The organism is Shewanella psychropiezotolerans (assembly GCF_007197555.1).
GTDB lineage: Bacteria > Pseudomonadota > Gammaproteobacteria > Enterobacterales > Shewanellaceae > Shewanella > Shewanella psychropiezotolerans.
Window position 1 is genome coordinate 4460485 of sequence record NZ_CP041614.1, and the last position, 26715, is coordinate 4487199.

At 48.6% G+C, this 26715-nt stretch carries 17 protein-coding genes and 3 pseudogenes; 3 read left to right on the top strand and 17 right to left on the bottom strand.

The features are described from left to right. Nucleotides 1-123: 123 nt before the first annotated feature. The 4 genes and pseudogenes from acnD to FM037_RS19695 all read right to left on the bottom strand — a co-directional run bounded on the left by acnD (nt 124) and on the right by FM037_RS19695 (nt 5893). Nucleotides 124-2745, bottom strand: coding sequence for a Fe/S-dependent 2-methylisocitrate dehydratase AcnD (acnD, locus tag FM037_RS19680; protein WP_144047391.1), 2622 nt, complete (start codon nt 2743-2745; stop codon nt 124-126). Between the two features lie 74 nt (nt 2746-2819). Beyond that, nucleotides 2820-3944, bottom strand: a complete 1125-nt coding sequence (prpC, locus tag FM037_RS19685) for a bifunctional 2-methylcitrate synthase/citrate synthase (protein WP_144047392.1) — start codon at nt 3942-3944, stop codon at nt 2820-2822. 177 nt (nt 3945-4121) lie between these two features. Further along, nucleotides 4122-5000, bottom strand: coding sequence for a methylisocitrate lyase (gene prpB, locus FM037_RS19690; protein WP_144047393.1), 879 nt, complete (start codon nt 4998-5000; stop codon nt 4122-4124). Between the two features lie 228 nt (nt 5001-5228). Next, nucleotides 5229-5893 (bottom strand): annotated as a pseudogene (locus tag FM037_RS19695) (GntR family transcriptional regulator). Between the two features lie 260 nt (nt 5894-6153). Between FM037_RS19695 and FM037_RS19700 the strand changes: the two are divergent. Together FM037_RS19700 and FM037_RS19705 are read left to right on the top strand one after the other, a co-directional pair. Next, nucleotides 6154-6549, top strand: coding sequence for an LETM1 domain-containing protein (locus tag FM037_RS19700; RefSeq protein ID WP_144047394.1), 396 nt, complete (start codon nt 6154-6156; stop codon nt 6547-6549). A 145-nt stretch (nt 6550-6694) separates the two neighbouring features. Next, on the top strand, nt 6695-8056 hold the full coding sequence (locus FM037_RS19705) for a leucyl aminopeptidase family protein (RefSeq protein WP_144047395.1): 1362 nt from the start codon (nt 6695-6697) through the stop codon (nt 8054-8056). 256 nt (nt 8057-8312) lie between these two features. On the opposite strand, the gene FM037_RS19710 is transcribed toward FM037_RS19705, so the two are convergent. Both FM037_RS19710 and FM037_RS19715 read right to left on the bottom strand, forming a co-directional pair. Continuing rightward, nucleotides 8313-9905 (bottom strand): ABC-F family ATPase, encoded by a 1593-nt coding sequence (locus tag FM037_RS19710; RefSeq protein ID WP_144047396.1) that lies wholly within the window; start codon nt 9903-9905, stop codon nt 8313-8315. A gap of 198 nt (nt 9906-10103) precedes the next feature. Next, complete coding sequence (locus FM037_RS19715) at nt 10104-12377, bottom strand: heavy metal translocating P-type ATPase (RefSeq protein WP_144047397.1); 2274 nt, start codon at nt 12375-12377, stop codon at nt 10104-10106. Between the two features lie 216 nt (nt 12378-12593). Between FM037_RS19715 and FM037_RS19720 the strand changes: the two genes are divergently transcribed. Next, nucleotides 12594-12977, top strand: coding sequence for a MerR family DNA-binding protein (locus FM037_RS19720; RefSeq protein WP_144049053.1), 384 nt, complete (start codon nt 12594-12596; stop codon nt 12975-12977). 82 nt (nt 12978-13059) lie between these two features. On the opposite strand, the gene FM037_RS19725 is transcribed toward FM037_RS19720, so the two are convergent. The 11 genes and pseudogenes from FM037_RS19725 to FM037_RS19775 all read right to left on the bottom strand — a co-directional run bounded on the left by FM037_RS19725 (nt 13060) and on the right by FM037_RS19775 (nt 26635). Then, nucleotides 13060-15132, bottom strand: coding sequence for a S9 family peptidase (locus FM037_RS19725; RefSeq protein WP_144047398.1), 2073 nt, complete (start codon nt 15130-15132; stop codon nt 13060-13062). After that, nucleotides 15132-15376: pseudogene (locus FM037_RS19730) on the bottom strand (hypothetical protein). Before FM037_RS19730 ends, FM037_RS19725 begins: the two are co-directional and overlap by 1 nt. Nucleotides 15377-15603: 227 nt before the next feature. Then, nucleotides 15604-16362: an SDR family oxidoreductase gene (locus FM037_RS19735; protein WP_144047399.1), complete on the bottom strand. Its 759-nt coding sequence runs from the start codon at nt 16360-16362 to the stop codon at nt 15604-15606. Nucleotides 16363-16366: 4 nt separating this feature from the next. Next, nucleotides 16367-17287, bottom strand: a complete 921-nt coding sequence (gene mmsB, locus FM037_RS19740; protein WP_144047400.1) for a 3-hydroxyisobutyrate dehydrogenase — start codon at nt 17285-17287, stop codon at nt 16367-16369. Nucleotides 17288-17340: 53 nt separating this feature from the next. After that, nucleotides 17341-18480, bottom strand: a complete 1140-nt coding sequence (locus FM037_RS19745) for an enoyl-CoA hydratase/isomerase family protein (RefSeq protein WP_144047401.1) — start codon at nt 18478-18480, stop codon at nt 17341-17343. Then, nucleotides 18480-19252 (bottom strand): annotated as a pseudogene (locus FM037_RS19750) (enoyl-CoA hydratase). The gene FM037_RS19745 and the pseudogene FM037_RS19750 overlap by 1 nt, the downstream one beginning before the upstream one ends. A gap of 25 nt (nt 19253-19277) precedes the next feature. Then, nucleotides 19278-20435 carry an acyl-CoA dehydrogenase family protein gene (locus FM037_RS19755; RefSeq protein WP_144047402.1) on the bottom strand — a complete coding sequence of 386 codons (1158 nt, stop codon included), beginning with the start codon at nt 20433-20435 and terminating at the stop codon, nt 19278-19280. 150 nt (nt 20436-20585) lie between these two features. Then, a complete protein-coding gene (locus FM037_RS19760) occupies nt 20586-22091 on the bottom strand; it encodes a CoA-acylating methylmalonate-semialdehyde dehydrogenase (protein ID WP_144047403.1) in 1506 nt (501 codons plus the stop codon). 230 nt (nt 22092-22321) lie between these two features. Continuing rightward, on the bottom strand, nt 22322-23512 hold the full coding sequence (locus tag FM037_RS19765) for a thiolase family protein (RefSeq protein WP_144047404.1): 1191 nt from the start codon (nt 23510-23512) through the stop codon (nt 22322-22324). Nucleotides 23513-23771: 259 nt separating this feature from the next. Next, entirely contained in the window at nt 23772-24221 is a 450-nt protein-coding gene (locus tag FM037_RS19770; protein ID WP_144047405.1) for a hypothetical protein, read from the bottom strand. A gap of 83 nt (nt 24222-24304) precedes the next feature. Beyond that, nucleotides 24305-26635 carry an immune inhibitor A domain-containing protein gene (locus FM037_RS19775; RefSeq protein ID WP_144047406.1) on the bottom strand — a complete coding sequence of 777 codons (2331 nt, stop codon included), beginning with the start codon at nt 26633-26635 and terminating at the stop codon, nt 24305-24307. Between the last annotated feature and the right edge of the window lie 80 nt (nt 26636-26715).

Here is a 26715-nt window from a genome sequence, read left to right on the forward strand (position 1 = left end):
TTACAAAGATGAGTTTTGATGACATGGCCAAAAATGTTCCATACATTTTTCGGCATTCCCTACATCCATATAGGTCAGATGTCATCGCAAAGCCTTTATCAACCCCGCTTACAATTCACTATGTTAATTCACATTTGAGTCAAGAAAATCTTGGGCGAAGCGCTGTAGGATCCCACCTGCTTCATAGATTGTCACTTCCTCTGCAGTATCTAGGCGGCACTTCACTGGGACTTCAACTTGCTCACCATTTTTACCTGTGATGATTAGCGTCAATACCGCTCCAGGCGTGCGCTCGCCAATCACATCGTAGATTTCGCTGCCGTCGATACCGTAGGAGTGACGGTTATTTCCACCGGTAAACTCCACGGGTAATACCCCCATGCCCACCAAGTTAGTGCGATGAATACGCTCAAAACCTTCGGCGACAATCACTTCGACGCCGGCAAGACGTACACCTTTGGCGGCCCAATCACGACTCGAACCTTGGCCATAGTCGGCTCCGGCAATAATGATCAAAGGCTGCTTACGCGCCATATAGGTCTCGATAGCTTCCCACATGCGAGACTCAATCCCTTCGGGTTCAATACGCGTAAGTGAGCCTTGCTTAACCTCTGCTTTGCCATTTTTACCCAGCTGAGTCACCATCTCATTAAACAGCTTAGGGTTAGCAAAAGTAGCGCGTTGGGTCGTTAAATGATCGCCCCTATGGGTCGCATAGGAGTTAAAGTCAACTTCCGGTAGCCCCATCTTATCCAGATAAGCTCCGGCGGCGCTTTCGAGCATGATGGCGTTCGAGGGAGACAGATGATCGGTAGTGATGTTGTCACCAAGCACAGCCAGAGGACGCATGCCCTTCATGGTACGCTCGCCCGCGAGTGCGCCTTCCCAATAAGGAGGTCTGCGGATATAAGTACTCTGTGGACGCCAATCATATAGCGGATCGTTGTCACTGCCGTACTCGACTTTAATATCGAACATAGGCTCATAGACCTTACGGAACTGCTCAGGTTTAACACTTTGAGCAATGACCTTATCTATCTCTTCATCACTGGGCCAGATATCTTTCAAGGTCACATCATTGCCCTGACTATCTTTGCCGAGCACATCTTTTTCGATATCGAAGCGAATGGTACCGGCAATGGCGTAGGCGACAACCAGAGGAGGTGACGCTAAGAAGGCTTGTTTGGCATAGGGATGGATACGACCATCGAAATTTCGATTGCCCGAAAGCACCGCCGTAGTGTACAAATCTCTGTCGATCACTTCTTTTTGAATCACAGGATCTAACGCGCCGCTCATGCCGTTACAGGTGGTACAGGCGAAACCTACGATACCGAAACCCAATTGCTCCAACTCTGACAACAACTTGGCATCTTCAAGGTACAACTGCACGGCTTTGGAGCCTGGTGCCAGCGAGGTTTTCACCCAAGGCTTACGGGTCAAGCCTTTGGCATTGGCATTACGGGCGATAAGGCCAGCTGCAATAACATTGCGGGGGTTTGACGTGTTAGTACAGCTGGTGATGGCGGCGATAATACAGGCACCATCTGGCATCAAGTCTTTGCCATCGGCATCTTGACTCATATCGAAATGACCACTGATCCCCTTCTTGGCAAGATCACTTGTCGACACACGGCGGTGGGGATTAGAAGGTCCGGCGATGTTACGGCCAACCGATGACAAGTCAAAATGCAGTACTCGCTCATACTCGGCATCTTTTAGCGTGTCGGCCCACAAACCAGCATGTTTGGCATAGTTTTCGACCAGTTTTACCTGGCTATCATCCCTGCCTGTCAGCTTAAGATAATCTATGGTCATCTCGTCGATATAGAACATGGCGGCAGTGGCGCCAAATTCCGGGGTCATGTTAGAAATCGTGGCGCGATCGCCCAATGTCAGCGCCCTGGCGCCTTCGCCATAGAACTCTAAATAGGTCGATACGACTTTTTCACCACGCAAGAACTCAGTTATCGCCAGCACGATATCCGTCGCGGTGATCCCACTCTGACGTTTACCCACCAGCTCGACTCCGACAATATCTGGCACACGCATGTAAGAAGGACGTCCCAGCATGACACTTTCAGCTTCTAAGCCGCCCACGCCTATGGCGATAACCCCAAGGGCATCTACATGTGGCGTGTGACTGTCGGTGCCGACTAAGGTATCGGGAAATGCCACCCCATCGCGGGACTGGATAACGGGAGACATCTTTTCTAGGTTGATCTGATGCATGATGCCGTTACCGGGCTGAATAACATCTATATTTTTAAATGCCGTTTTAGTCCAGTTGATAAAGTGGAATCTGTCATCGTTGCGCCTGTCTTCGATGGCGCGGTTCTTCTCGAAGGCATCTTTCTCAAATCCGGCGTGCTCCACCGCTAAGGAATGGTCGACAATCAGCTGAGTCGGCACCACGGGATTGACTTTAGACGGGTCGCCGCCCTTGGCGGCAATGGCATCACGCAGACCAGCCAGATCGACTAGCGCCGTCTGGCCAAGAATATCGTGGCACACCACACGGGCCGGATACCAGGGAAAATCCAGATCTTGCTTACGCTCGATAATCTGTTTGAGTGAGTCGGTCAGCTTAGCAGGCTCGCAGCGACGAACCAGATTCTCGGCGTAAACACGAGAGCAATAAGGCAGCTTGCGGTATGCACCCGGGCTGATAGCATCAACGGCAGCCTCTGTATCGAAGTAATCGAGTTTACTGCTGGGTAGAGATTTACGGTATTGGGTATTCATCTTTATTTACTCAATTAGCGGGAAGCTAGGTCCGAGTTCCTAGAACCTAGGAACTCGGACCTAGCTTCTGGCGCTTATCTTGTTTCGATTGGCGTCACTTTACGTGGCTCGCTGCCGGTGTAATCGGCGCTCGGGCGAATGATGCGGTTATTGGTGCGTTGCTCCATCACATGAGCCGCCCAGCCAGTTAAGCGTGAACAGACAAAGATTGGGGTAAACAATTTAGTAGGAATACCCATGAAGTGATAAGCCGATGCATGGAAAAAATCCGCATTACAAAACAGCTTCTTGCTGTCCCACATAAACTCTTCACAGGCGACGGAGATATCGTAAAGGCTGGTATCACCATTCTCCTGCGCTAGCTTCTCAGACCAGGCCTTGATGATCACGTTGCGTGGATCTGACGTGCGATAAATAGCATGACCAAAACCCATGATCTTCTCTTTACGCTCAAGCATGCCCGCCATCTGCACCTTGGCATCGGCAGGAGAGCTAAAACTCTGGATCATGTCCATTGCCGCCTCATTCGCGCCGCCATGCAGTGGACCGCGCAAGGTGCCTATGGCTCCAGTAATACAAGAGAACATGTCAGACAGGGTCGATGCACAGACACGAGCGGTAAAGGTCGAAGCATTAAACTCATGCTCCGCATAGAGGATGAGCGACACATCCATCACGCGGCGATGCTGCTCAGAGGGGGCTTTACCATTGAGAAGGTGGAGGAAATGACCGCCGATAGAGGCTTCATCGGTGACGCAATCTATCTCGACGCCTTCATGGGAGAATTTGTACCAATAACACATGATGGCCGGAAATGCGGCGAGGAGACGATTGGCGGCGCGATTTTGCTCAGAAAAGTCATTCTCTGGCTCTAAGTTACCTAGGAAAGAACAACCGGTGCGCATCACATCCATAGGGTGTGCATCTTGAGGTATGCGCTGCAACACCTCTTTAAGTGCCTGAGGCAGATCACGCAGGGTACTAAGCTCGGCCTTGTAAGTCTCGAGTTGATCCACCGTAGGCAGTTCGCCATTAAACAGCAGGTAGGCGACCTCTTCGAAGCTGGTATTATCGGCCAAATCTGACACATCATAGCCACAATATGTTAAGCCGCTGCCAGATTTACCCACGGTACAAAGGCTAGTTTCACCGGCGCTCTGACCACGTAGTCCTGCACCACTCAGTTTTTTATCTACCATTGCTCTTTCCTCTATTTGTTTTTGTGACCTCGCCTCTGCATTTCCTTCACAGAGTTTTGATAACGGGTCATCTATTTTTATCATGCTTTATGTAAGGTTTTATGACGCTCACTCTCCCTGGCAAGGTCACTATTGCTAAACACTCGCCAGGCTTATCTCTTTTTAACGATTATTAAACTATTTGTTCTTGCCTTCGCTAAAGAGCACATCTAACTTCTGCTCATAGGCGTGGTACCCCAGATAATCATAGAGTTCCATGCGAGTCTGCATTTTGTCGGTAACCGCCTTCTGATCGCCATCTTTTAGAATCGTTTCATAGACCATTTCAGCCGCCTTATTCATGGCCCTAAATGCCGATAGCGGATAAAGCACCATGGCACAACCCCACTCACCCAGCTGCTCTTTATTCCATAACTCGGTCTGACCAAACTCGGTAATATTGGCCAGGATAGGCACATCTAATGCCTCGCTAAAGGCGCGATAATGCTCCTCTGTTTTCACCGCCTCGGCGAAGATGCCGTCGGCACCGGCGGCAACATAGGCTTTAGCACGCGCGATGGCAGCCGCTAATCCCTCTTGGGCGAAGGAGTCGGTACGCGCCATGATGAAGAAATCGGGATCCGTGCGAGCATCCACAGCCGATTTGATTCTATCGACCATCTCTTCAGTCGAGACAATCTCCTTATTAGGCCTATGACCACAGCGCTTCTGGGCAACCTGATCTTCCATGTGCACGGCTGCCGCTCCCGCCTTCTCCATATCACGTATGGTTTTAGCTATGTTGAACGCCCCACCCCAACCGGTATCGATATCCACCATTAAAGGCAGGTCACAGGCTGATGTGATGCGTTGTACATCGACAATCACATCATTTAGCGAGGTCATGCCTAAGTCGGGTAAGCCGTATGAAGCATTCGCTACGCCGCCCCCGGAAAGATAGATGGCCTGATGACCTATCTGTTTTGCCATCATGGCCGTGTACGCATTGATGGTGCCCACTATCTGCAAGGGGGCGTTGTCTGCTAATGCCTGGCGAAACTTTTTACCTGCGCTCATGCTTTCCTCTCTTTATTAATGCTTAATACCATTCCATATAAGTATCTGGTTAGTTCAGAGACTCTCAGTGCGGGTTTCAAAGCCCTTTATGCTACGTTGAATGTTTTCGATATAGAATAACTATTAGCTTCAAACATTCGCCTTGCCTACAGCGCTTTGAACTCCCGCTGAATGATCAGATACTTAAGCGGAATGGTATAATACCTAAAACGCCCGAGGCCGCCTTGATTAACGACTTTGGGCTAAATTCTTCTCAATATTGTTCTTCGAATACATGATGTGACGACGCATCAAGATCTCAGCCAGCTCCTCATCACGATTGGAAATGGCCTGTACTATATGTTTATGTTCATCGAATGCCGTGGTAACCCTAGGTCCCGCCATGCCAAGTTGCACACGATACATGCGCACCAGATGATAAATGCCATTGATGAGCATGGAGATAAGGTGTTTATTCTTGCTACCGAGAATGATGCGGTAATGAAAATCGACATCACCAGCTTCCTGGTAATAGGACTCGCCGCCTTTGACTTCATCAAAATGGGAATTTAACAGTTGGTTGAGATCATCTATCTCAGTGGTGCTCATGTTTTTTGCCGCTAACCTTGCCGCCATACCCTCGAGCGATTCGCGAACCTGGTATAACTCAATCAAACCCTCGGTGGATAATGAAACCACTCGGGCGCCAACGTTGGCTTTACGCTCGACGATATGACATGAAGCTAATCGATTGATCGCTTCACGAATGATGGCACGGCTGACGGTATATTTTGTCGACAACTCTGTTTCACTCAGCTTGGCCCCGAAGGGATCTCTCCTTCAACAATATCTTGCCTTAGCTGAATAAAGGTCTTATCTGCCGCAGTAACTGGCTGTTCGGTGAAAAATGTCATACGTTAACTAGGACTTCTTTTACATTGGATTGTCGACAATATAGCCAAACCTTATGGATTGGTCAAACATAAACCAGTAGATTGTCGACAAAACATCTGTGGTAGCAAGTTTACATCTAGCAGAAAATCCCATTCCCCCCGTCCAGACGGCTCACTTTTCAACCTAAGCAGAGGACTCCCCTTAAAGATGTTACAAATGACTGTAATAAAACCATCAAGCACGGCTTTGCCTATAGGGTCGCCTATGAGACAATCGGGCCATGAAAATTTATGCCCATATTCACAAGGCCCCCATACGCGTTTTTCGCATAGGCAGAAAGCGATTCTGGATCCGTTTAAAACGCGACATGCTTATTTTGAAAGATGCATTGTCTCAGGAGAAACAGGAGACCAAAGATATGTTGGTCACCTATAAACGTTACACAAAGAAGCAGGCCAGCCGTGAAGAGCTAGCCGAGGCCAATAAGCAATTCGGTGATCTGTTAAAGGGATTAGGCTTGGGCGTGTTTGCCGTGCTGCCGTTCGCCCCGCTGACCATACCTCTGGTGGTCAAACTTGGAAAGATGGTAGGCGTAGATGTGCTACCAAGTTCATTTAACAATCTTTCCAGAAAGAGAAAGAAACGCTCCGAAAAATTGGCTGAAAATGAAAAATAGCTAACGTCGTTTTAAATCCCCCAACCCTCAATATTCCCCACCTCTACGCTTACTGACCTTTAACCCGCTTTAATTGCCTGTTACCCTGTTAGACAATAAAAATAACCCTCCTCAAATTGATACAAGCAGCGAGCACGAGTCCAACATGACTGAATTATTGATCTCAGGTGCCCTTGGCACCCCTCTCACTATCTTACACACAGATGCATACTCAACTTGGCTAGCCGAGCAAGACACTCAGACGACAAACTGGCTGGCTACGACTCAGTTTGACGGAAAAGGCATGAGCCTGATCCCAAACGGCGCAGGTGAACTCTCTCAAGCCATTTATGTGAGCTCCGAGCTAGACTCCTATTGGTTATGCGGCGATCTGGTAAACCAGCTACCTGCCGGCCGCTACACCATCCAGGGCAGTGAAGAGCAAATCAAAGTCGCGGCATTTAGCTGGGGTCTCGGTGCATATAAATTCGACCGTTATAAGCACAATGACAAAGTTTATCCTCAACTGGTATTGCCAACTCAGGCTCAGGCTGACGAAGTGAAAAAACTGGTGCGCTCCGTTGCTATTGTTCGCGATCTAGTCAATACGCCAGCTGCAGATATGATGCCTCAGCACTTGGGTGAGATTATGGAGAATTTGGCCAGTGAATTTGGTGCAAGCATCACTCAAATCGTTGGCGATGAGCTGCTCGAACAAAACTATCCAACTATCCACATGGTGGGCCGTGCAAGTGAAAACCTGCCACGCCTGATCGATATGACCTGGGGTGATGAAAATGCACCTAAAGTGACTTTAGTCGGTAAAGGTGTGTGTTTCGACTCCGGCGGACTGGATCTGAAACCCGGTGCAGGCATGCGTTTGATGAAAAAAGACATGGGCGGTGCCGCTCACGTTATCGGCCTGGCTCACCAGATCATGGCGAGCAACTTACCTATACGTTTACGCGTATTGGTACCGGCAGTCGAAAATGCAGTATCGGCAAATGCTTTCCGCCCAGGTGATGTGATTAAGACCCGCAAAGGCATCACGGTCGAAATTGATAATACCGATGCCGAAGGCCGCTTAGTGTTATGTGATGCATTAGCCGAAGCCAACAATGACAAGCCTGAGCTGATGATAGATTTCGCTACACTCACTGGCGCAATGCGCATCGCCCTAGGCACCGAGCTTCCCGGTTTCTTCAGTAACGATGATCAAGTGGCAGCCGATATGACTCAGTCAGGCCTCAAGGTACAAGATCCTATCTGGCGCATGCCACTGCACAAGCCATACCTGGAACTCACCGGCAGTGACATTGCCGATTTAGCCAACTGTGGCCGTGTTCCTCAAGGTGGTGCCATCACAGCAGCACTTTATCTCGAAGCCTTCGTCGATGAAAATATTAGCTGGTCTCACTTCGATGTGATGGCCTGGAACACGCGTAAGCTTCCCGGCCGTCCAGTCGGTGGCGAAGCCTTCGGCATCCGCGCCGTATTCGATTACCTGCAGACACGTTTTTCAAAGTAAAATGGCTTTAGGAACTAGATTCTAGAATCTAGAATCTAGGAACTTTTTAGGCGCTAGCTGAGCTATTGTTGACATCCCTCTTACACCATCCCTGGTGTCCGGGGATAACTCTTAACTATGAGACATCCATGTACAAATCCCCTCTTACACCATCCCTGGTGTCCGGGGATAACTACATCCCTGTACAAAAAAGCCCGAACTCAGTTCGGGCTTTTTTGTACAATCTGTTTAAGCCTGGTCAGGCTTAGGTGTCAGCTTACGCATCAACACCTTTGCTTCTGAGGAACTCATCATAAGTTCCCTTGAAGTCATTGATGCCATCTTTAGTCATTTCTATGATGCGGTTAGCAACCGATGAAACGAAGGCACGGTCATGACTGACAAAAATCAAGGTACCTTGGTAAATCTCCAGAGCATTGTTCAATGACTCGATAGATTCCATGTCCATGTGGTTTGTTGGCTCATCCATCACCAAAATATTTGGCTTCTGCATGATAAGCTTGCCGAATAACATACGGCCCTTCTCACCACCCGAGAGTACCTTAACCGACTTCTTGATGTCATCAGAGCTGAACAGCATGCGACCCAAGTAACCACGAACCGACTGGTCGTCATCTTCAGGCTTACGCCACTGGCTCATCCACTCAAACAAGGTCATGTCATTTTCAAAATCTGACTCATGATCTTGGGCATAGTAACCGATAGCTGAATTCTCAGACCATTGAATGGTACCGCTATCCTGAGGAATATCATGGGTCAAGGTACGCAGTAAGGTTGTCTTACCGATACCGTTCTCACCTAAGATGGCGATACGCTCACCCACTTCAACCATAAGGTTTAGCTTGTTGAACAGTGGCTCATCGAAGCCCTTGCTTAGCTCTTCGACGATCAAAGCATTACGGAACAATTTTTTCTCTTGCTCGAAACGAATAAACGGATTAACACGACTCGAGGCTTTCACTTCATCAATCTTGATCTTATCGATAAGCTTTGCACGTGAGGTGGCCTGCTTAGCCTTAGATGCGTTAGCAGAGAAACGAGCAACGAAGCCCTGAAGCTCGGCAATTTGCGCCTTCTTCTTAGCATTATCAGACATCAAGCGTTCACGGGATTGTTGAGCTGCCATCATGTACTCATCATAGTTACCCGGGAAAATACGCAGCTCACCGTAATCGAGATCCGCCATATGGGTACAGACTGAGTTTAAGAAATATCTATCGTGAGAGATGATGATCATAGTGCTGTTACGCTGGTTCAGCATCTCTTGCAACCAACGAATGGTATCTATGTCCAAGTTGTTGGTTGGTTCGTCGAGTAGCAATACATCAGGATCAGAGAACAGGGCTTGTGCCAGCAAGATTCGAAGTTTGAAACCCGGCGCAATTGCGCTCATAAGACCAAAGTGTTGATCAACAGGAATACCCACTCCCATCAGGAGTTCACCGGCACGAGATTCGGCTGTGTAACCATCCATCTCGGCAAATTCCATCTCTAGATCGGCAACCTTGATACCATCTTCTTCTGTCATTTCAGGCAGAGAGTAGATACGATCACGCTCTTTCTTGACTTCCCAAAGCTGTTCGTGGCCCATGATAACGGTATCGATCACGCTGAACTCTTCATAACCAAACTGGTTCTGACTCAGTTTACCGATACGCTCGTTGATATCCAGAGAGACATTACCCGCAGTCGGCTCAAGATCGCTACCCAAGATCTTCATAAAGGTTGACTTACCACAGCCGTTCGCGCCGATCAGACCATAACGGTTGCCGCCGCCGAATTTAACTGAGATGTTTTCAAACAGTGGCTTAGCGCCAAACTGCATGGTGATATTAGCTGTAGTAATCAAGTGTTAGATCCCAAAATTTGTTATGCGATTTGATGTATAAACGAGCAAAATTAAGCGCGATATTATAGCCAGCAGTCCACAAACAATCAACTAAAAGCGAACCAGCTTACGACGAGAATTTACCGTTACAGCAAGATATGATGAAAGGAACCCGAACAGATTTTATTCGGGTTCCTCAGACAACAAGCATTTAACTCATTACTTGTTCAACTTCACATGTCTTAGCCTGTTAGCGTTAGTCACTACTGTTAATGAGGATAAAGCCATCGCGGCTCCTGCTATCACAGGACTCAGTAATATTCCGGTTAGAGGGAATAGAACTCCAGCGGCGACTGGTATGCCTAAAGAGTTATAGATAAACGCGCCGAACAGATTCTGCTTAATGTTCCTCATGCTGGCGTTAGCCAAGGCAAAGGTATCGGCCAACACTGACAATCGTCCAGTTAGTAAGGTCAAATCGGCACTCTCGATGGCGACTTCGGTGCCATCTCCCATGGCGATACCCACATCGGCACTCATTAAAGCGGGGGCATCATTGATACCATCTCCTACCATGGCGACGACTTCTCCACTTTCTTTGAGTTCGATAATCTTAGCCTGTTTCTGCTCGGGCAAGACTCCGGCAATGACTTCATCTATGCCCACTTCATCGGCAACGGCCTGCACCGTCTCTTGCTTGTCGCCGCTGAGTAATATCACCCGTTTACCGGCACGCTTGAGCGCGGCAATAGCTTCTTTGGCATCGGGTTTCACCGGATCACTGATGGCAATAACACCGACTAAGCGTCCGCCTTGTGCCACATAAACCGGAGTTTTACCAAGCTGGGCCAAGGTCTGAACCTCATCTTGTAAAGCGTCTACACCCGATATGCCCTCCATGACCATCAAGCTCATATTGCCTATGGCCAGCTCGACGCCAGAGACTATGCCCACTATGCCCTTTCCCTGAATATTGTTGAAACGTTCGGGTTCTACCAAGCTTAGCTCTCGCGTCTTGGCTTCATCCAGCATAGCCTGGGCCAATGGGTGCTCAGAATGTTGTTCCAGACTCGCCACCAGGAATAAGAGCTGCTCAGATGCAGAGGACTCACCACCACTTTCACCGTCACTGCCACCATCAAGCAAGCGAATGTCGGTTACCGATGGCTTACCCGATGTGATAGTGCCAGTCTTGTCCAGCACCACACAGGTCACCTTACTCGCAGTTTGCAAAGCCTCACCATTCTTAATCAAGACGCCCATCTGTGCGGCTCGTCCGACAGATACCATGATAGACATAGGTGTCGCTAATCCCAGGGCACAAGGGCAAGCTATGATAAGCACGCTTGTTAACACCACTAGCGCATGTGATATCTGAGGCGCAGGTCCCGCTAAATACCACACCACTGATGCGACCAGGGCAATAATCACCACCACAGGGACAAAGTACGCCGATATCTTATCCGTGAGTCTGCCTATGGGCATTTTTGATGTTTGTGCCTGCTGAACCAGGTCGATGATTTTCGATAGACGAGTATCGGTTAACCCAGCAGTCACGCGGTAGATGATGCTGCCATTGCCGTTGACGGTGCCAGCACTGAGCGTATCGCCAATGTTTTTAGACACAGGAATAGGCTCACCGGTTAACATGGACTCATTAAGATTCGACTCTCCACTCAATACTTCGCCGTCCAAGGCGACTCGACTGCCAGGTTGTAGTCTCAACTGGTCGCCGATCTGTATTTGCGCTATTTCGACCTCCTCATCTCCAGAGTCGGTCAGCCTTATTGCGGTCGTGGATTGTAATCCTATGAGGCGCTGAACCGCTTCACTGGTCTTGCCCTTAGCCCTGAGTTCCAGCGCATGGCCCAAGTTAATCAAACCCAGAATCATCACACTGGCTTCAAAGTACACATGACGGGTTTCGGCTGGAAACCAGGAAGGCATAATTACCACCAACATAGAATAGGCCCATGCTGTGGTAGTGCCGAGCACAATTAAGGTGTCCATGTTGGCGCTGCGCGCCTTAAGTGCACGCCACATCCCTTTATAGAAGTGCCCGCCTGTGGTCACGAGTAAGATAAAGGTGATGATCCCCATAACTCCCCAAGCCAATTGCTGACTGGGATTATTCACCATCATCTCACCGCCCAATAGCCCCCATAACATCATAGGTACACCTAAACCCAATCCCAACATAGATTGGATGATACGGGTGCGGTACTCGACTCGCTCAGCCTGGATTTTCTTCTCACTGGCTAGCTTGGCATCCAGCACGAGTTCGCTGTCGTAACCAACACTGGCCACGGTCACTATAGCGAGTTCACTGCTGATATCCCCTTGAATCTGTACCTGCTTATCGGCCAAGTTAACCCGTGCAGACACATCTGGGAGTGATAATTTTTCGAACGCACCTTCAATTTTAGCCACACAACTGGCGCAGTTCATTTGAGGTACATATAAAGTCATGCTATTGATATTTTTCATAATCATTGATTCCCCATACTCAAACAATTGAGTCTCGATCAAGGCTATTTAAGTAAGTTATTAAAATAGGTTGTTCCCATTTCACTGCACTTAGGTTAATGTCTCCCCTAATGGGAGAGTCAAAGCCTTATTGTAAATTTAATACACTTTGTTGAATTTGACTCTCACTCGTTTACTTTTGAGCACACTGTGATTGGTATTAAATGACATAAGAGGCTTATGATGAAAATTGGTGAAGTAGCAAAAAAGACTGGTCTATCGGTTAAGAGTATTCGTTATTACCACGACATAGGTCTTATCTGCGCCGCACGTGGGGAAAATGGCTACAGAGAATATGATAAACCTCAGATCGATTCCCTTAACTTTATCAGTCACAGTCGCGACTTAGGTTTCTCTTTAGATGATTGCCGCTCTCTGCTCGACCTTAAACTCAATCAAGACAGAGATGCCGAAGATGTAAAACGTTTAGCTAAGACTCATCTGCAGATGGTGAGTAATAGAATAACCAAGTTGAAGGAGCTCGAGAGCCAATTAAAGCATCTGATTAAGGATTGTCGCGGCGGCCATCAACCGGACTGTGCCATACTGAGCGGACTCAGTGAATAGTCTGGCTAACCCACAAACTTGATGGCCTGTTTTATTAAATAGCTCGCCCCTGATTCCTAACAGATCAATCTAATGCCGGCATTTAGTGTTTTTTTAGCCGGTGAACATTCTCAATTTTCAATGTAGGAACATCACCTGCGGGAGTGAACCCAAATACCTTGCCATAAAAATACAGCTCGGCTTCGATAGCGGTCATTTGATTTACCGGATCCCTCAAATTATGCCCCTCGCCCTCGAATTCGAGATAGGCTACGGGGACCCCTCGCGCTTTGAGTTTGTTAAATACCTCTGTGGATTGCTTAGCCAATACCACGGGGTCATCACCTCCCTGAATTAACAACAAGGGCTCATTTAGCCTGTCGAGGTGATGTAATGGAGAGCGTTCACGATACACGTTATTTTCGGCTGAATTTTTACCAACCAGCAATTCTAAATAACTGGACTCAAACTTATGAGCATCTCGGCTCAATACTTCCATATCACTGATGCCAGCATAGCTCACACCAGCTTTAAATGTATCGTAGAACACCAGTGCCGAAAATACGGTAAGTCCTCCGGCGCTAGAGCCTCTAATCGCAAGCTTAGTGCCATCAACCCAGCCCTTGTTGACCAAGTATCCGGCCGCCCGCACGGCGTCCTCCACATCGGCGATGCCCCATTTTCCATAGAGGCTTTGACGATAGGCTCGTCCAAAACCAGAGCTGCCACGATAATTGAGATCCAGCACAGCAAAACCACGACTGGTCCAAAACTGAATATCACGCCTAAATGCCAAACTGGCTTTTGCAGTTGGTCCACCATGCAACATGACCAGCAAGGGGGGCCTAGAGTCTCTGAGGCCAATGAAGTCAGGATTTCTCGCGCCATAAAAATATCCATAGATAGTGACACCGTCACTGGATTTCAGGCTGACACTTACGGCTCTGGAGATATAATTAGGATCGACTGTCGCAAGTTCCGGTGAGTAGATAAGCGCCACCCCTCGTCCTTTCACCTTATAGATCCCTTTTTCCGGAGTCACTTTAGCCCCGACGAAGTAGATACCGTCTTCCCCCTTCACCACCTGAGATATCTCGCCGAAATCCACGGCAATGGGCTCGGTGATACCGGTATCGAGAAAAATTCTAATCAGTGAAGCTTGTCCTTTATCGCTGTAACTGGCGATAATGGTATTCTCTGACTCGAAGGCATAATTATGATTACCCAGCTTCCAGTCAGGTACTGCAAACTCGGCATCTTTATCCAGCACTTGCTCCAACTCGCCCTCGGAACTGATGCGATACAAGTTCCACCAATTGTCAAAATCGGCCACGAAGTAGAGCTGACCACTAGGGCTAAATGATACTTGTGTAATGGAGCCATTTTTATCGGACAATAATCGCTTGGGATTATGCACCCCACCTTTAGGAGCGAGTTCGCCTATCCAAAGCTCAGTATTATCCCAGGGCATATTCGGATGTTGCCAGGCAATCCAAGCCAATGTCTTCATATCCGGTGATACCCTGGGCGATGAATAGAAATCATCCCCGTCGATTAGGATTTCACCTTCCCCGGCAAAGTTAAGATTAAGCGCCACTAGGCTTGAAGTCGGCTCTCCACTGTTTCTGTGGTCTTCACGCACACAGATGAGTCTTGATCCTTTTGAATACCGTACACAATCGGCATGACGAGTACCGGGCATAGTTAAAGGGACGGGCTCTTGGTTAGGCGCGAAGCGATAGAGCAGCTGATCTTCTGCTTTGGAGGCAAAAATACTCTGACCAATAGCAAGAAATGGCGAGCCGCCATATTCATGTACAGTAGATCTGACATCGAATGCCGAGCTCACCGCATCGCTCAACTTTGATCCAGTCTCCAAACGCTTGATGCCAATCTTGCCCTGGGCCGATGAGTCCGATTGAACAAAATAGAGGGCACCGTTGACGCTCTGTAATTCACCAAAATCATCTGATAAACCATAAACATCTTCCGCTGTTATCGGTGACAGCCAGCTGCCATAAGCCGCAATTTTAAGGCCACTTCGTTTATCAACTTTTTCAACATGATCCGGTTTACCACATGCTGCTAGAAAACATAGTAGTAACAATGACAATAAGGGAATAAAATAAAAATGGGGTCTCACTGTTGGCTCCTGTTTCCATAAATAGGTAATCATTATTTTCGAGTTAATTTCTGCTTAAACCATAAAAGAACCGCTAACTGTCTGGTCTGAGTCAGGCCAAAATAGATACAAATCCAGGGAGACAGGAGAAGGTACCATGGCAAAGCCGATGTATCATTGCCCTTGAACATCAAGTAGAAGAAACCCGAATAGATAACGATCAAGCCCACGCCCCCACCAGCAACATCAAATTTCTTGCCGTTTTTTCCAGCCAGACCATCTTTTTATCGAACATCAACTCAGCTTTCCCCCATAGATTAACATTGAACATTATCACGTATCATAAGCACATATGTAAGTTCTTGTATAAGTGTAATTGTTAAAGCCTGTCACAGGGATAAATACAGATCTTAACGAATGAATCGAGAGCAACAAAAAACGGGCCTAAGCCCGTTTTATTATTTATCATACTTGTCTTAGAAATTAGAGCCTAGGAACTCGTTCCCAGGCTCTAGACACTCGAGTCTATATACGTATGCCACCATCAATCTCGAAGACACGGCCGTTAACATAATCGTTCTCTATGATGAACTTAACCGTCGATGATATCTCGCTAGGTTGACCCAGACGGCCAACTGGCACCATTTTCTCCATACGTGCTAGCGCTTCAGGCTTCATCGCAGCCGTCATTTCAGTTTCAATCACACCCGGCGCTACCGCGGCGCTACGAATATTGTATCTTGCCAACTCTTTCGCCCAGCCAACAGACATAGCAGCCACACCCGCTTTAGAAGCCGAATAGTTAGTCTGGCCCATATTGCCTGCCTTGGCTAAGCTGGAGATGTTGATGATCACGCCTTCTTGCTTAGATTCGATCATAGCAACCGCAGCTTCACGTCCACAGAGGAATGAGCCGGTTAAATTGACGTTAATCACCGCCTGAAATTGCTCATAGGACATACGGTCTGTCACCTTACCCTCTTTGGCTTTGACTAGCATGCCATCGAATAAGATCCCTGCATTGTTGATAAGCACATTCACTTGACCGAAATCTTCCAGAATGAAACCGAACCCCGCCACCACATCTTCTTCAGAGGTAATATCAAAGGCATAACCTTGTACTTCAGCTCTGTCGCCAATATCGGCGCAAGCACGTTCAAGCTTCTCTTGATCGACATCGATAAGGGCCAATTTAGCGCCAGCTTCGGCTAAATCCACCGCCATAGCCAAACCAAGTCCACCAGCACCGCCAGTAATTACCACTACCTTATCTTTTAAATCCATCGTGTTACCCTTTGCTTTTAATTTGTTGTAAATGAGAAAACTGTTCAAAAATACTAGAAAAATCTCGTGTGCCATTGCCTTGACGAGCATGGTTCACATATAAACTGCGTGCAAGCGCGCCCATTGGCGTACAGGAGTTAGTCAGTAATGCCGCCTCTTGGGATAGGCCAAGATCTTTAACCATAAGATCGACCATGAAACCGCCCTGATAATCATTCGACGACGGTACAGACTCCATCACACCCGGACAAGGATTATATTTATCTAGCGTCCAATTACCACCACTACTGACCTTCATTATCTCAGATAACACCTTAGGATCTAAGCCATGGTCAATTCCCATCTGCAGAGATTCGCTGGTGGCTATCATCAGCACTGACAAAAGCATGTTATTACAAATTTTGGCCACCTGACCGGCGCCCGGTCCACCAGCGTGTAAAATATTGGCACCCATATGACTCAGCACCTTAGAGGCTTGCTCAAACCCGCTGTCGCTGCCACCACAGATAAAGGTTAATGTCCCGGCCGCCGCGCCTGCTGTGCCACCCGATACGGGCGCATCGACAAACTCAAATCCTTTACTCGCTGCAACTTCGGCGACATGTTTAGCGCTCTGAGCATCTATGGTCGAACAATCGATCAATAAGGTCCCCTCGGCCACCACATCGAGCAAGCCCTTATCAGAGCTGCCTTCACCTAAGTAGAGCGAGCGAACATGTTTGCCGGCCGGCAGCATGGTTATTACCACATCTGCACCAGATGCAGCGCCGCAGGCACTCTTGGCCGCAAGCGCGCCAACGTCAGTAAGAGACTTCATCGCCTCGGGGACGAGATCGAACACCTTAACCATCACGCCTGATTTAACTAAATTGGCCGCCATAGGCGCGCCCATATGTCCCAATCCGATAAATGCGATACTTGTCATCTAACACTCCTTACCTAAAGTAAATTATTCCCCGAGACTCATTTCAATAGCGCTTACAACAGAGGCTCCTCCAACTGAGCTAAGGGGTGCGATGCTAAAGACCAAGGTGAACTCAGCATCTGCTCGATTAAGCTAGTGGGCACATCCGCCACTTGGTTAAATTTCCACTGAGGATTGCGATCTTTATCGATAAGCAGCGCCCTCACTCCTTCAGAGAAATCTCCCAGAGCACAGCAGTTCACACTCAAGCCAAGCTCAAATCTAAATATCTCAGCCAGACTAAAGTCTATACCTAAGTGCGCCTGGCGATAAATAAGTTGCAAGCTGATGGGGCTACCAGACAGCATGGTCTTGATGGGGCGCGCTAACCAAGACTCCTTAAGCTTAAGCTCGCCGACTCGAGCCATTATCTCGTTGAGCGAGCCCGACATCAGTGCATCGATGTCATCTTTATGAGTCTCGAGCTGCCCCTTGGCTAACCCTGCGCTCGCTTTGGCTCCGGTGCGATTGAGTTCATCGCTCAGCAAGCTGTGATTAACCTCGGTATCATCTCCCCAATTCAGGCAGGCCAAGCTATCAAGCAAGGGCTGTTTATCATCATCTTGAATATAGTGATTAGCTATCCCAACGTATTTTGCATCGGCAGCATTCATGTTATAAGCCGTCAGTCCCAGAAACAAACCTAGCTTTCCCGGCATGCGATTAAGAAAGTAACTGCCACCAACATCGGGATACAGGCCTATGGTCACCTCAGGCATGGCGATACGTGAACGCTCGGTTACCACACGATGACTCGCCCCCATCATCAGGCCAAGCCCCCCTCCCATAACGATACCCGTTCCCCAAACTAAAATAGGTTTAGCATAGGTATCGATAAGATAATCGAGTCTATATTCCTGCTCAAAGAACTCTGTCGCCTGCTCGGTAAGTTCACCCGGCGTTGCAACAGATGCATAATAGATGGCCCTGACATCGCCGCCGGCGCAGAAGGCTTTCTCACCTGCACCATCTAACATCACCATGGCGATAGCATCATCATCTTGCCAGCGCGTAAGCTGCGCAAACATCAACTGCACCATCTCGAGGTTGATGGAATTAAGGGCTTGCTCCATATTCAGGGTCATCACCCCAATCTGCTTGCCAGAGGCTGTACCTAAGGTTTGAAATACCACACTATTGGTTGAATTCGTCATCAGCAGTTCTTCCAGTTAGCCTTACGCTTTTCTAAGAAAGCCGCAACCCCTTCTGCCTGATCTTGGGTATCAAACAGGTCCGCAAACAGCTCTCGCTCTATGGGTAAGGCTTGGTTTCTCGGCATATTTCGCCCGGCTTGGATCAGAGTCTTACAGGCTTTAATACTACTGGGGCTCTGCTTAGCCACCTTGGCGGCTAGCTGCATGGCCGCATCGAGAGAGGCTCCGGTGTCTACCTCCTCCTCGACCAGTTTTAGCTGCAGCGCTTGCTGTGCGCCCACTCGCTCACCACATAAGATCATTCGCTTAGCCCAGCCTTCTCCGATGAGCGCCGCCAGATTTTGCGTCCCCCCGCACAAGGAAGCAGACCCACGGTCGCCTCGGGCAAGGCCATCACCGCCTGAGATTCGGCGATGCGTAGATCACAGGCCAGAGCCACTTCTAAACCGCCGCCCATGGCATAGCCATTGATTGCCGCGATTGAGACACCGCGAAATGCACTCAAGGCTTCGAACGCTTCACCGAAACACTTGGCCATATTGGCAGCATTCTCTTTATTGCCATCGGCAAACAACTTGAGATCGGCTCCGGCGGAGAAAAACTTGTCACCTTCACCAGTGATAACCAGGGCATAAATTTCCGGATTATCATTGAGTGCCTCCACCTTCTGCTTCAGCAGCTGCAGGCTCTGGGCTGTCCAGGTATTGGCCGGCGGATTGCTCATGGTGATCACTGCGGTATTGCCTACAATCTTCTCTATCAGGGCTGTCATCTGTTACTTCCTTTTATGAGTCTAATTACAAGATCTGTCCGGCGCTCTCATCGAGCAAACGTCTCGCAATAATCAAGCGCATGATCTCGTTAGTCCCTTCCAATATCTGGTGTACGCGCACATCACGCACATGGCGTTCTAAGGGATATTCACGTATGTAGCCATAGCCGCCGTGCAGCTGCAACGCCGCATCACAAACTTGAAAACCTATATCGGTAGCGAAGCGTTTCGCCATGGCGCAGTAGGCGGAGGCTTCCGGATCGCCACAATCGAGTTTAAAAGCCGCCAAACGCACTAGCTGTCTTGCCGCCACTAATTCAGTGGCCATGTCGGCGAGTTTAAATTGCAGCGCCTGAAACGTGGCGATAGGTTTGCCAAATTGCTTGCGCTCTTTCATATATTGAGTGGCGCGCTCAAGCGCCGCCTGAGCCGTCCCCACTGAGCAGGTGGCGATATTGATGCGTCCGCCATCTAGCCCCTTCATGGCGAAGGTGAAGCCTTGCCCCTCTTCACCTAATAGATTTGCTACCGGTACTCGCACTTGGCTGAAGGTGATCTCGCGGGTAGGTTGAGCGTTCCAGCCCATCTTATCTTCCGCCTTGCCATAGGTTACCCCTTTTGCATCGGCGGGGATCACTATGGCTGAGATGCCTTTAGGTCCGTCTTGTCCGGTGCGGCACATGACCACTAATAGCTCGGTCGCCCCCGCCCCTGAGATAAACATCTTAGTGCCGGAGATCACATACTCATCGCCCTCTCTCACCGCTTTGGTCTTAAGGGATGCAGCATCGCTGCCCGCGCCCGCTTCGGTTAAACAATAAGATGCCAGTTTCTGACCCGTGGTTAATGACTCGGACCACTCCTTTCTCAAGGTTTCGGTGCCAAAACTGGTCACCATCCAGGTCGCCATATTATGTATGGTCAACATGGCAGTGGTGGATGTACAACCCATGGATAGCTGCTCGAAGATAATCGATGAATCGAGACGTGACAGTCCCATGCCACCTTCACTTTCCGGCGAATACAGGGAGCAGAAACCCAGCTCTCCGGCGCGTTGAATGACATCTTTAGGGAAGTGGTGTTCTCTATCCCATTGAGCAGCAAATGGGGCGAGTTCGTCTTGTGAAAACTGTTGGGCTAGATCGGCAAATTGGCGCTGATCATCACTGAGGTTAAAATCCATCGATGTCTCCTACGGCACTTTTATAATAGAGCTCAAGCTCTTTGTTCTAATGTGTGCCTGCCTGTTTATTGAATCATTGATATTGTAATCATCCTTAGGTGGATAGCGTATCCACCTAAGGTGCTTAAGCGTTACGAACTGTCAGCCCTGTTACTTGAGCTCGATCGTCATGTTGGGCGCTGCATGCTCGGCGTCAGTTATCTGTGACTCGAACCAGCGCGCCGTGATGGTCTTAGTTTCGGTGTAGAAACGCACCGCCTGCTTGCCATAGGCATGCTGATCGCCATAGAAGCTACCCTTCCAGCCGGTGAAAGAGAAAAATGGCAATGGCACAGGAATGGGTACATTGATCCCCACCTGACCCACTTCTATCTCATGCTGATATTTACGCGCGACCGCGCCACTGGCAGTAAAGATTGAGGTTCCATTGCCATAGGGGCTGTTATTGACTATCTCGATGGCCTCTTCCAGGGTATCGGACTCCATGCAGCACAGCACTGGACCGAAGATCTCTTCTTTATAGATGGTCATCTCGGTGGTGACATTGCTAAACACAGTCGGACCCACCCAGTTACCGGATTCATAACCTGGCACGGTAAATTCAGAACCGTCGAGTAGACACGTGGCACCTTCCGCCTTACCTTGCGCGATAAGCGACAGCACTCGCGCTTTGGCTGCCGGGCTTATCAGTGGGCCATAGCCCGCCCCTTTATCATCCCACAGACCGGGTTTTACCTTGGCAATCGCTTCCTTGAGTTCAGGGATCCACTCCTTAGCCGCGCCTACAAATATCGCCACAGATAGCGCCATGCAACGTTGACCTGCCGCGCCAACCGAGGCTCCGACTAAGTTATTAATCACTTGCTGCTTATTGGCATCAGGCATGACAACGCAGTGATTCTTAGCGCCAGCAAACGCCTGTACACGCTTGAGGTTATCCGTGCCTGTCTTGTAGATATATTGACCCACGCCCACAGAGCCTACGAAAGAGATAGCCTTAACGTCTTGATGATTCAGCAGCACATCTACCGCTGTCTTATCACCATGCACTAACTGCAACACGCCCTTAGGTGCCCCGGCCTCTTCGAACAGCTCAACCAAACGCTGAGGCGTCATGGGATCTTGCTCAGAAGGCTTGAGTACGAAGGTGTTACCGCAGGCGATAGACAAGGGGAACATCCACAGCGGGATCATGGCAGGGAAATTAAACGGGGTAATACCGGCACATACGCCCAGAGGTTGACTGTAGCTATAAGTATCTATGCTTCTGGCCACATTCTCGACGGTTTCCCCCATTATCAGGGTCGCGATATTACAGGCATGTTCGGCCACTTCGATACCGCGCCAAACATCGCCTTTAGCATCATCAAAGGTCTTACCCGTCTCTTGGGCCAGAATAGTCGCCAACTCATCATGGTGCTCTTTCAGCAGATGCTGATATCTGAACATCACCCGGGCACGCTCGGAAACAGGCACTTCTTTCCAGGTTTTGAAGGCTGATTTGGCACTGGCTATGGCAGTTTCCACCTCCTGGACGGTAGCGGCATTAATCATGGCGATGGTTTCATTGTTGGCAGGGTTAGTTACCGAGATTTGTTGCTTCCCGATACCATCGATAAACTGGCCGTCGATATAATGTTTCACTTGAGTGGTCATATTGCTTCCCATTAAGACTGCTTGGAACAAGTTTGCTGTGGTTTATTATTTTTTTATCCACATAAGCCTGTTGTCTTGTTGATTGCGGCACATGAGTGACTAGTTATTTACTCACATAGTGTTTGGTATTTATTCGTATACTTCTCTGATTATTCTCTATCTTTAACTTTCATTGGTTTTTCATTACTAATAAAAAAGGCTTATCTTTTCAGATAAGCCTTATGGTCAACTTAAACTTCGATTGCCATGGCAGTGGCTTCGCCGCCACCGATACAGAGCGATGCGACACCGCGCTTGAGCCCGCGGGCCTTAAGTGCATGTATCAGAGTCACTAACAAACGCGAACCTGAACAGCCAATAGGATGGCCCAGTGCACAGGCGCCGCCATTGACATTGACCTTAGACTCATCAAGAGAGAGCTCAGAGATGGCCAACATGGTCACCATGGCAAAGGCTTCGTTGATCTCAAACAGATCCACATCATCCTTACTCCAGTTCACCTTATCGAACAGCTTGTTCATGGCGCCAACTGGCGCCGTGGTAAACAGTGATGGCTCCTGGGCATGAGTAGCATGTCCCTTGATGGTGGCGAGTATCGGCAAGCCCTGAATATTGGCCTGTTTCGCCGTCATCAACATCAGCGCCGCCGCGCCATCTGAGATTGAACTCGAGTTGGCGGCGGTTATGGTGCCGTCTTTGGCAAAAGCCGGACGCAGGGTGGGGATCTTATCGGGACGGGCATTACCCGGCTGCTCATCAGTATCGACTAAGGTATCACCACGGCGATTCGATACTGTGACAGGCGCTATCTCTTGTTTAAATGCACCGGACTCGATGGCCTTGTTGGCTTTATCTAATGAGCTCAGAGAGAAAGCGTCCATCTGTTCGCGAGTAAGCTTAAACTCATCGGCGGTGTTTTGTGCAAACGTGCCCATGGCACCGCCGGTATAGGCATCTTCCAGTCCATCTAAGAACATATGATCCATTATCTTACCGTGACCCATACGCATGCCGCCGCGGGCTTTATCGAGCAGATAAGGTGCCAGGCTCATGCTTTCCATACCACCAGCGATGACGATATCGGCACTGCCGGCCTTGATAAGATCATGGGCCAACATGACTGTCTTCATACCTGAACCACAGACCTTATTGACTGTCGTCGCGCCAACCGACAGGGGTAAACCTGCACCTAGGGTCGCTTGACGAGCCGGCGCCTGGCCTAGACCCGCAGGAAGTACACAGCCCATCAAGACCTCATCGACAGCATCGGCGGCAACGCCCGTCTGCTCAATCAGACTCTTGATGGCTGTCGCTGCCAGTTTAGGCGATGGGACGGTAGATAGGGATCCCTGAAAGCCCCCCATAGGGGTGCGCTTGGCTGCCACAATGACGATCTCTTGACTCAATTGCTCTGTACTCATTATCCACTCCGTCTTTTATCAGCTAGTTAGCGTCAGCCAAAAATAGGTGATCTAGTTCAAGTTCTATAACTAAAGAATAGCACTCTGACGTTTACGCGAACGTAAAGCAAGCGGAAATAGCAAGATAAGAAAGGAAACAGGAGAGTGATATTGTCACTCAAGATTTACACAGGCACTTGCTGTTAGTCCGATATGAGGAAATTGACGAGCTAGCTTAAATTACTAGCCCTTATACATATTGGTATTTAAGTTTGCAGCACTAGAGAGCTGCCCCTTGCTTCAATTGACACAGCCTATACTCAGACTCAGTTTTGTGACGATACTCTTCTATCAGTTGTCGTTTTTGTTCATCCTGGGTGTCTGGTGCAATTACACCTTCATTAAGCAAACTTGTTTCAATTTGTCGGACATTCATTTTTGGCTTCTTACAAGACGAGACAGTTTTCCCTCTCCCCTGACATTGACGGTACTTATCATTTTTCTGCTTGATATAGTCCCGAATTGCCCGCTCCTTTTCTGTTTGAGTCATGGAATCTGTCAGCACTCCGCTTTTAGTCAACATAGGCTCTAATGACCATATATCGACAACAGGTGAAGGCTGCTGACAAGCCTGAGTTAGCTTGGGTTGAGCCAATGCAGGCGACGCCGTAATGGCTAACAGAGATGCATTAACTAAGAATATGGCGATCAGTTTTATTGGTTTCATCATCTATCCACCTTTCACTCGATTATTTTCGACAATAAAAAAAGCGCTGAAATCAGCGCTTTTTTAAGGGCTTGGTCTATTTATAATTAACGATAAATATAAACAGAACCTACGCTTCTGTCTTTACTCTGATTGATCAAGCGAACCTTCAGGCCGTAGGTCGGAACATTACGACCCGCATCAGGAATATCAGTGCCGATATACCTTCTACGGTCATTGAACAGACGTTGACCACGAACACGGTTATCACGCAATGTTATGCCATACTGCTCTTCAAGATCTAAGAACATCTTGTCATTTCTATCTATGCTGAACGTCGCATCATGGATCTGATACTTAGTCGAAGCAGGTGCACCGTCACTCCACTTGAGTGTCTTCTGATCTGCATCGACAACCCCTAAGAAACCATCTCCAGGGTGAATACCTACCCAGTTATCTGAATACTTGTTATCAACATACCAAATGAGAAGTCCTTCTGCATAGCTCATGGTTTCACCGGCAACATTGATGTGGGCAAGGCCACTGTCTACGCCATGGTGAGTACGCCATTCAAGCAAGTAATAATGATCCGTATAGGTACTACCTGTATCAGCCATAAAACCATCGAAGCTAAATGGCTCAGAAGTCGAGTCATCGGCATTCGCTGTAACCACTGCGACACTGTCTAGTTCGACACTGAAATCATCGATATAGATACCCGCATTTGCCACACCGGGATCTGTGCTATACATGACCGTGACATCTACCACCTGACCAGCAAAGCTAGTCAGATCGAACTCAGCATCGATCCAGCCATTTGATGTACCCGTTATACCGTTGCCTAAGTTATTGTCATTTGGGTTGGTATCTGTCGTCAATGAACTAGGTATAGTCACCAGGCCAGCTTCAGTTACGACGGCCAAATAGGCATAATCCCAATCGGCCTCTATGTCATACCAGGTCTTAAACTTAGCTAGGACTGACGTTGCATCGGTCAGATCAACAGTCACATACATGCTATTCTCAAGATCATTGCCTGAACCACTGAAGTAAGCATATTCACCGCTCACCGGCGTGGTGATCAGACTCTGCTTCTGGGGAAGGTTAATGCGAATTGCATCATGGTTAGTGCCCTTGCTTGACGCTTGGTCGAGTAAGCCCTGAACGCCACTTCTCGGAATCTCATCGAAGTTAACCGTTGCGCCATGTAACCAGTTACCACCTAGAGAAGCCTGTAACTGCTCCTTGGCCCAGGCACTGAAACCTGTTGGCTCAGTACCGCCTAGACGACCCGCCCAGCTACCAGAAGACATCACAGACCACATGGAAACTGGCTCGCCTTTACCTGTGTATTGAGTATCGTACTCATCAGGCAGGCCTAGATCATGACCATATTCATGGCTAATCACACCAACGGCACTGTCGATAGGTGCGATAGTATAGTCATAGGCAACCATGGCTCCGCCCCAATAAGGAGCATCTGAGGTTGCACCAGGAATCGCCCAGACACCACCTAGATTCCAGCGATGTGCCCAGATAGCATCTTCACCTAGTTGACCACCGCCGGCTTCTTCACCCACACTGGAATGGAACACCATCACGTGATCCACTAAGCCATCGGCTTCCCAATAATCACCATCGCCATCAAGATCGTATCTATCTTCGATATCGAACTGAGAAAGATCGACACTTGGATCGGCTGAAGCCGCCGCTAACGCTTCACGAATTAAGCTACGTGCGTCGCCATCAGGATTGCCACCATAGTAAGCCGCGTTTTCTGTAGCCATATACCAACCGGCTACATCACCTGTGAGTGAATAACTGCCACCAGACTGCTTTTCATAAAATTGCGTAAATGAGTTGGCGTGATGCCCGTTAGGGGCTACCCAGCCATTGGCACCGAACAAGATTTCACGATAATGATCTTGATTATAATCTTCATAATACATGCCGGAATCTTCTGGCAGGATTGAGTTATGAGGGAAATCAGGGAACTCCATCAAGATGGCCAGCACACGGCCCTGACGCGTTTCACCGCTATAGTCTTCCAACATCATATTGTCAGGACGATTTCTACGCGATGAACCTAATTTACCAGGCTTCTTTCCCCTGTCCTTGCGGGCTTTCTTGCCAGATGATTTGATTTCGCTATCCATGGCGAAATTACTCGTCGCTTGGGCATCTAAGTTTGCAGCTCTCAGCGCCTCTTCCTGTTGACGAGTGTGTAGGAAACCGCGTAGCGCGACCTCGGCTTCTTTAAATGAAGCCCCTTGAGATATTTTCCCTGATTTTTTTAACATTTGAATCAGTCTTTGCTCGTCGGCAATGACCAGATCGAATGCACCTGATTGATGTGAATGTTCACGCTCTGCTGCGAGCGCATTACCTGACAATCCTGCTAGCGCTATGGCTAGTGGCAATAGTTTTTTATTCAACACGTGAATCCCCTGCGTTAACTTCCAGTTGTTGAGATAGAGTTCTGCCTCGGGATACTAGTTTTGCGCTAGTTTTTTATGAA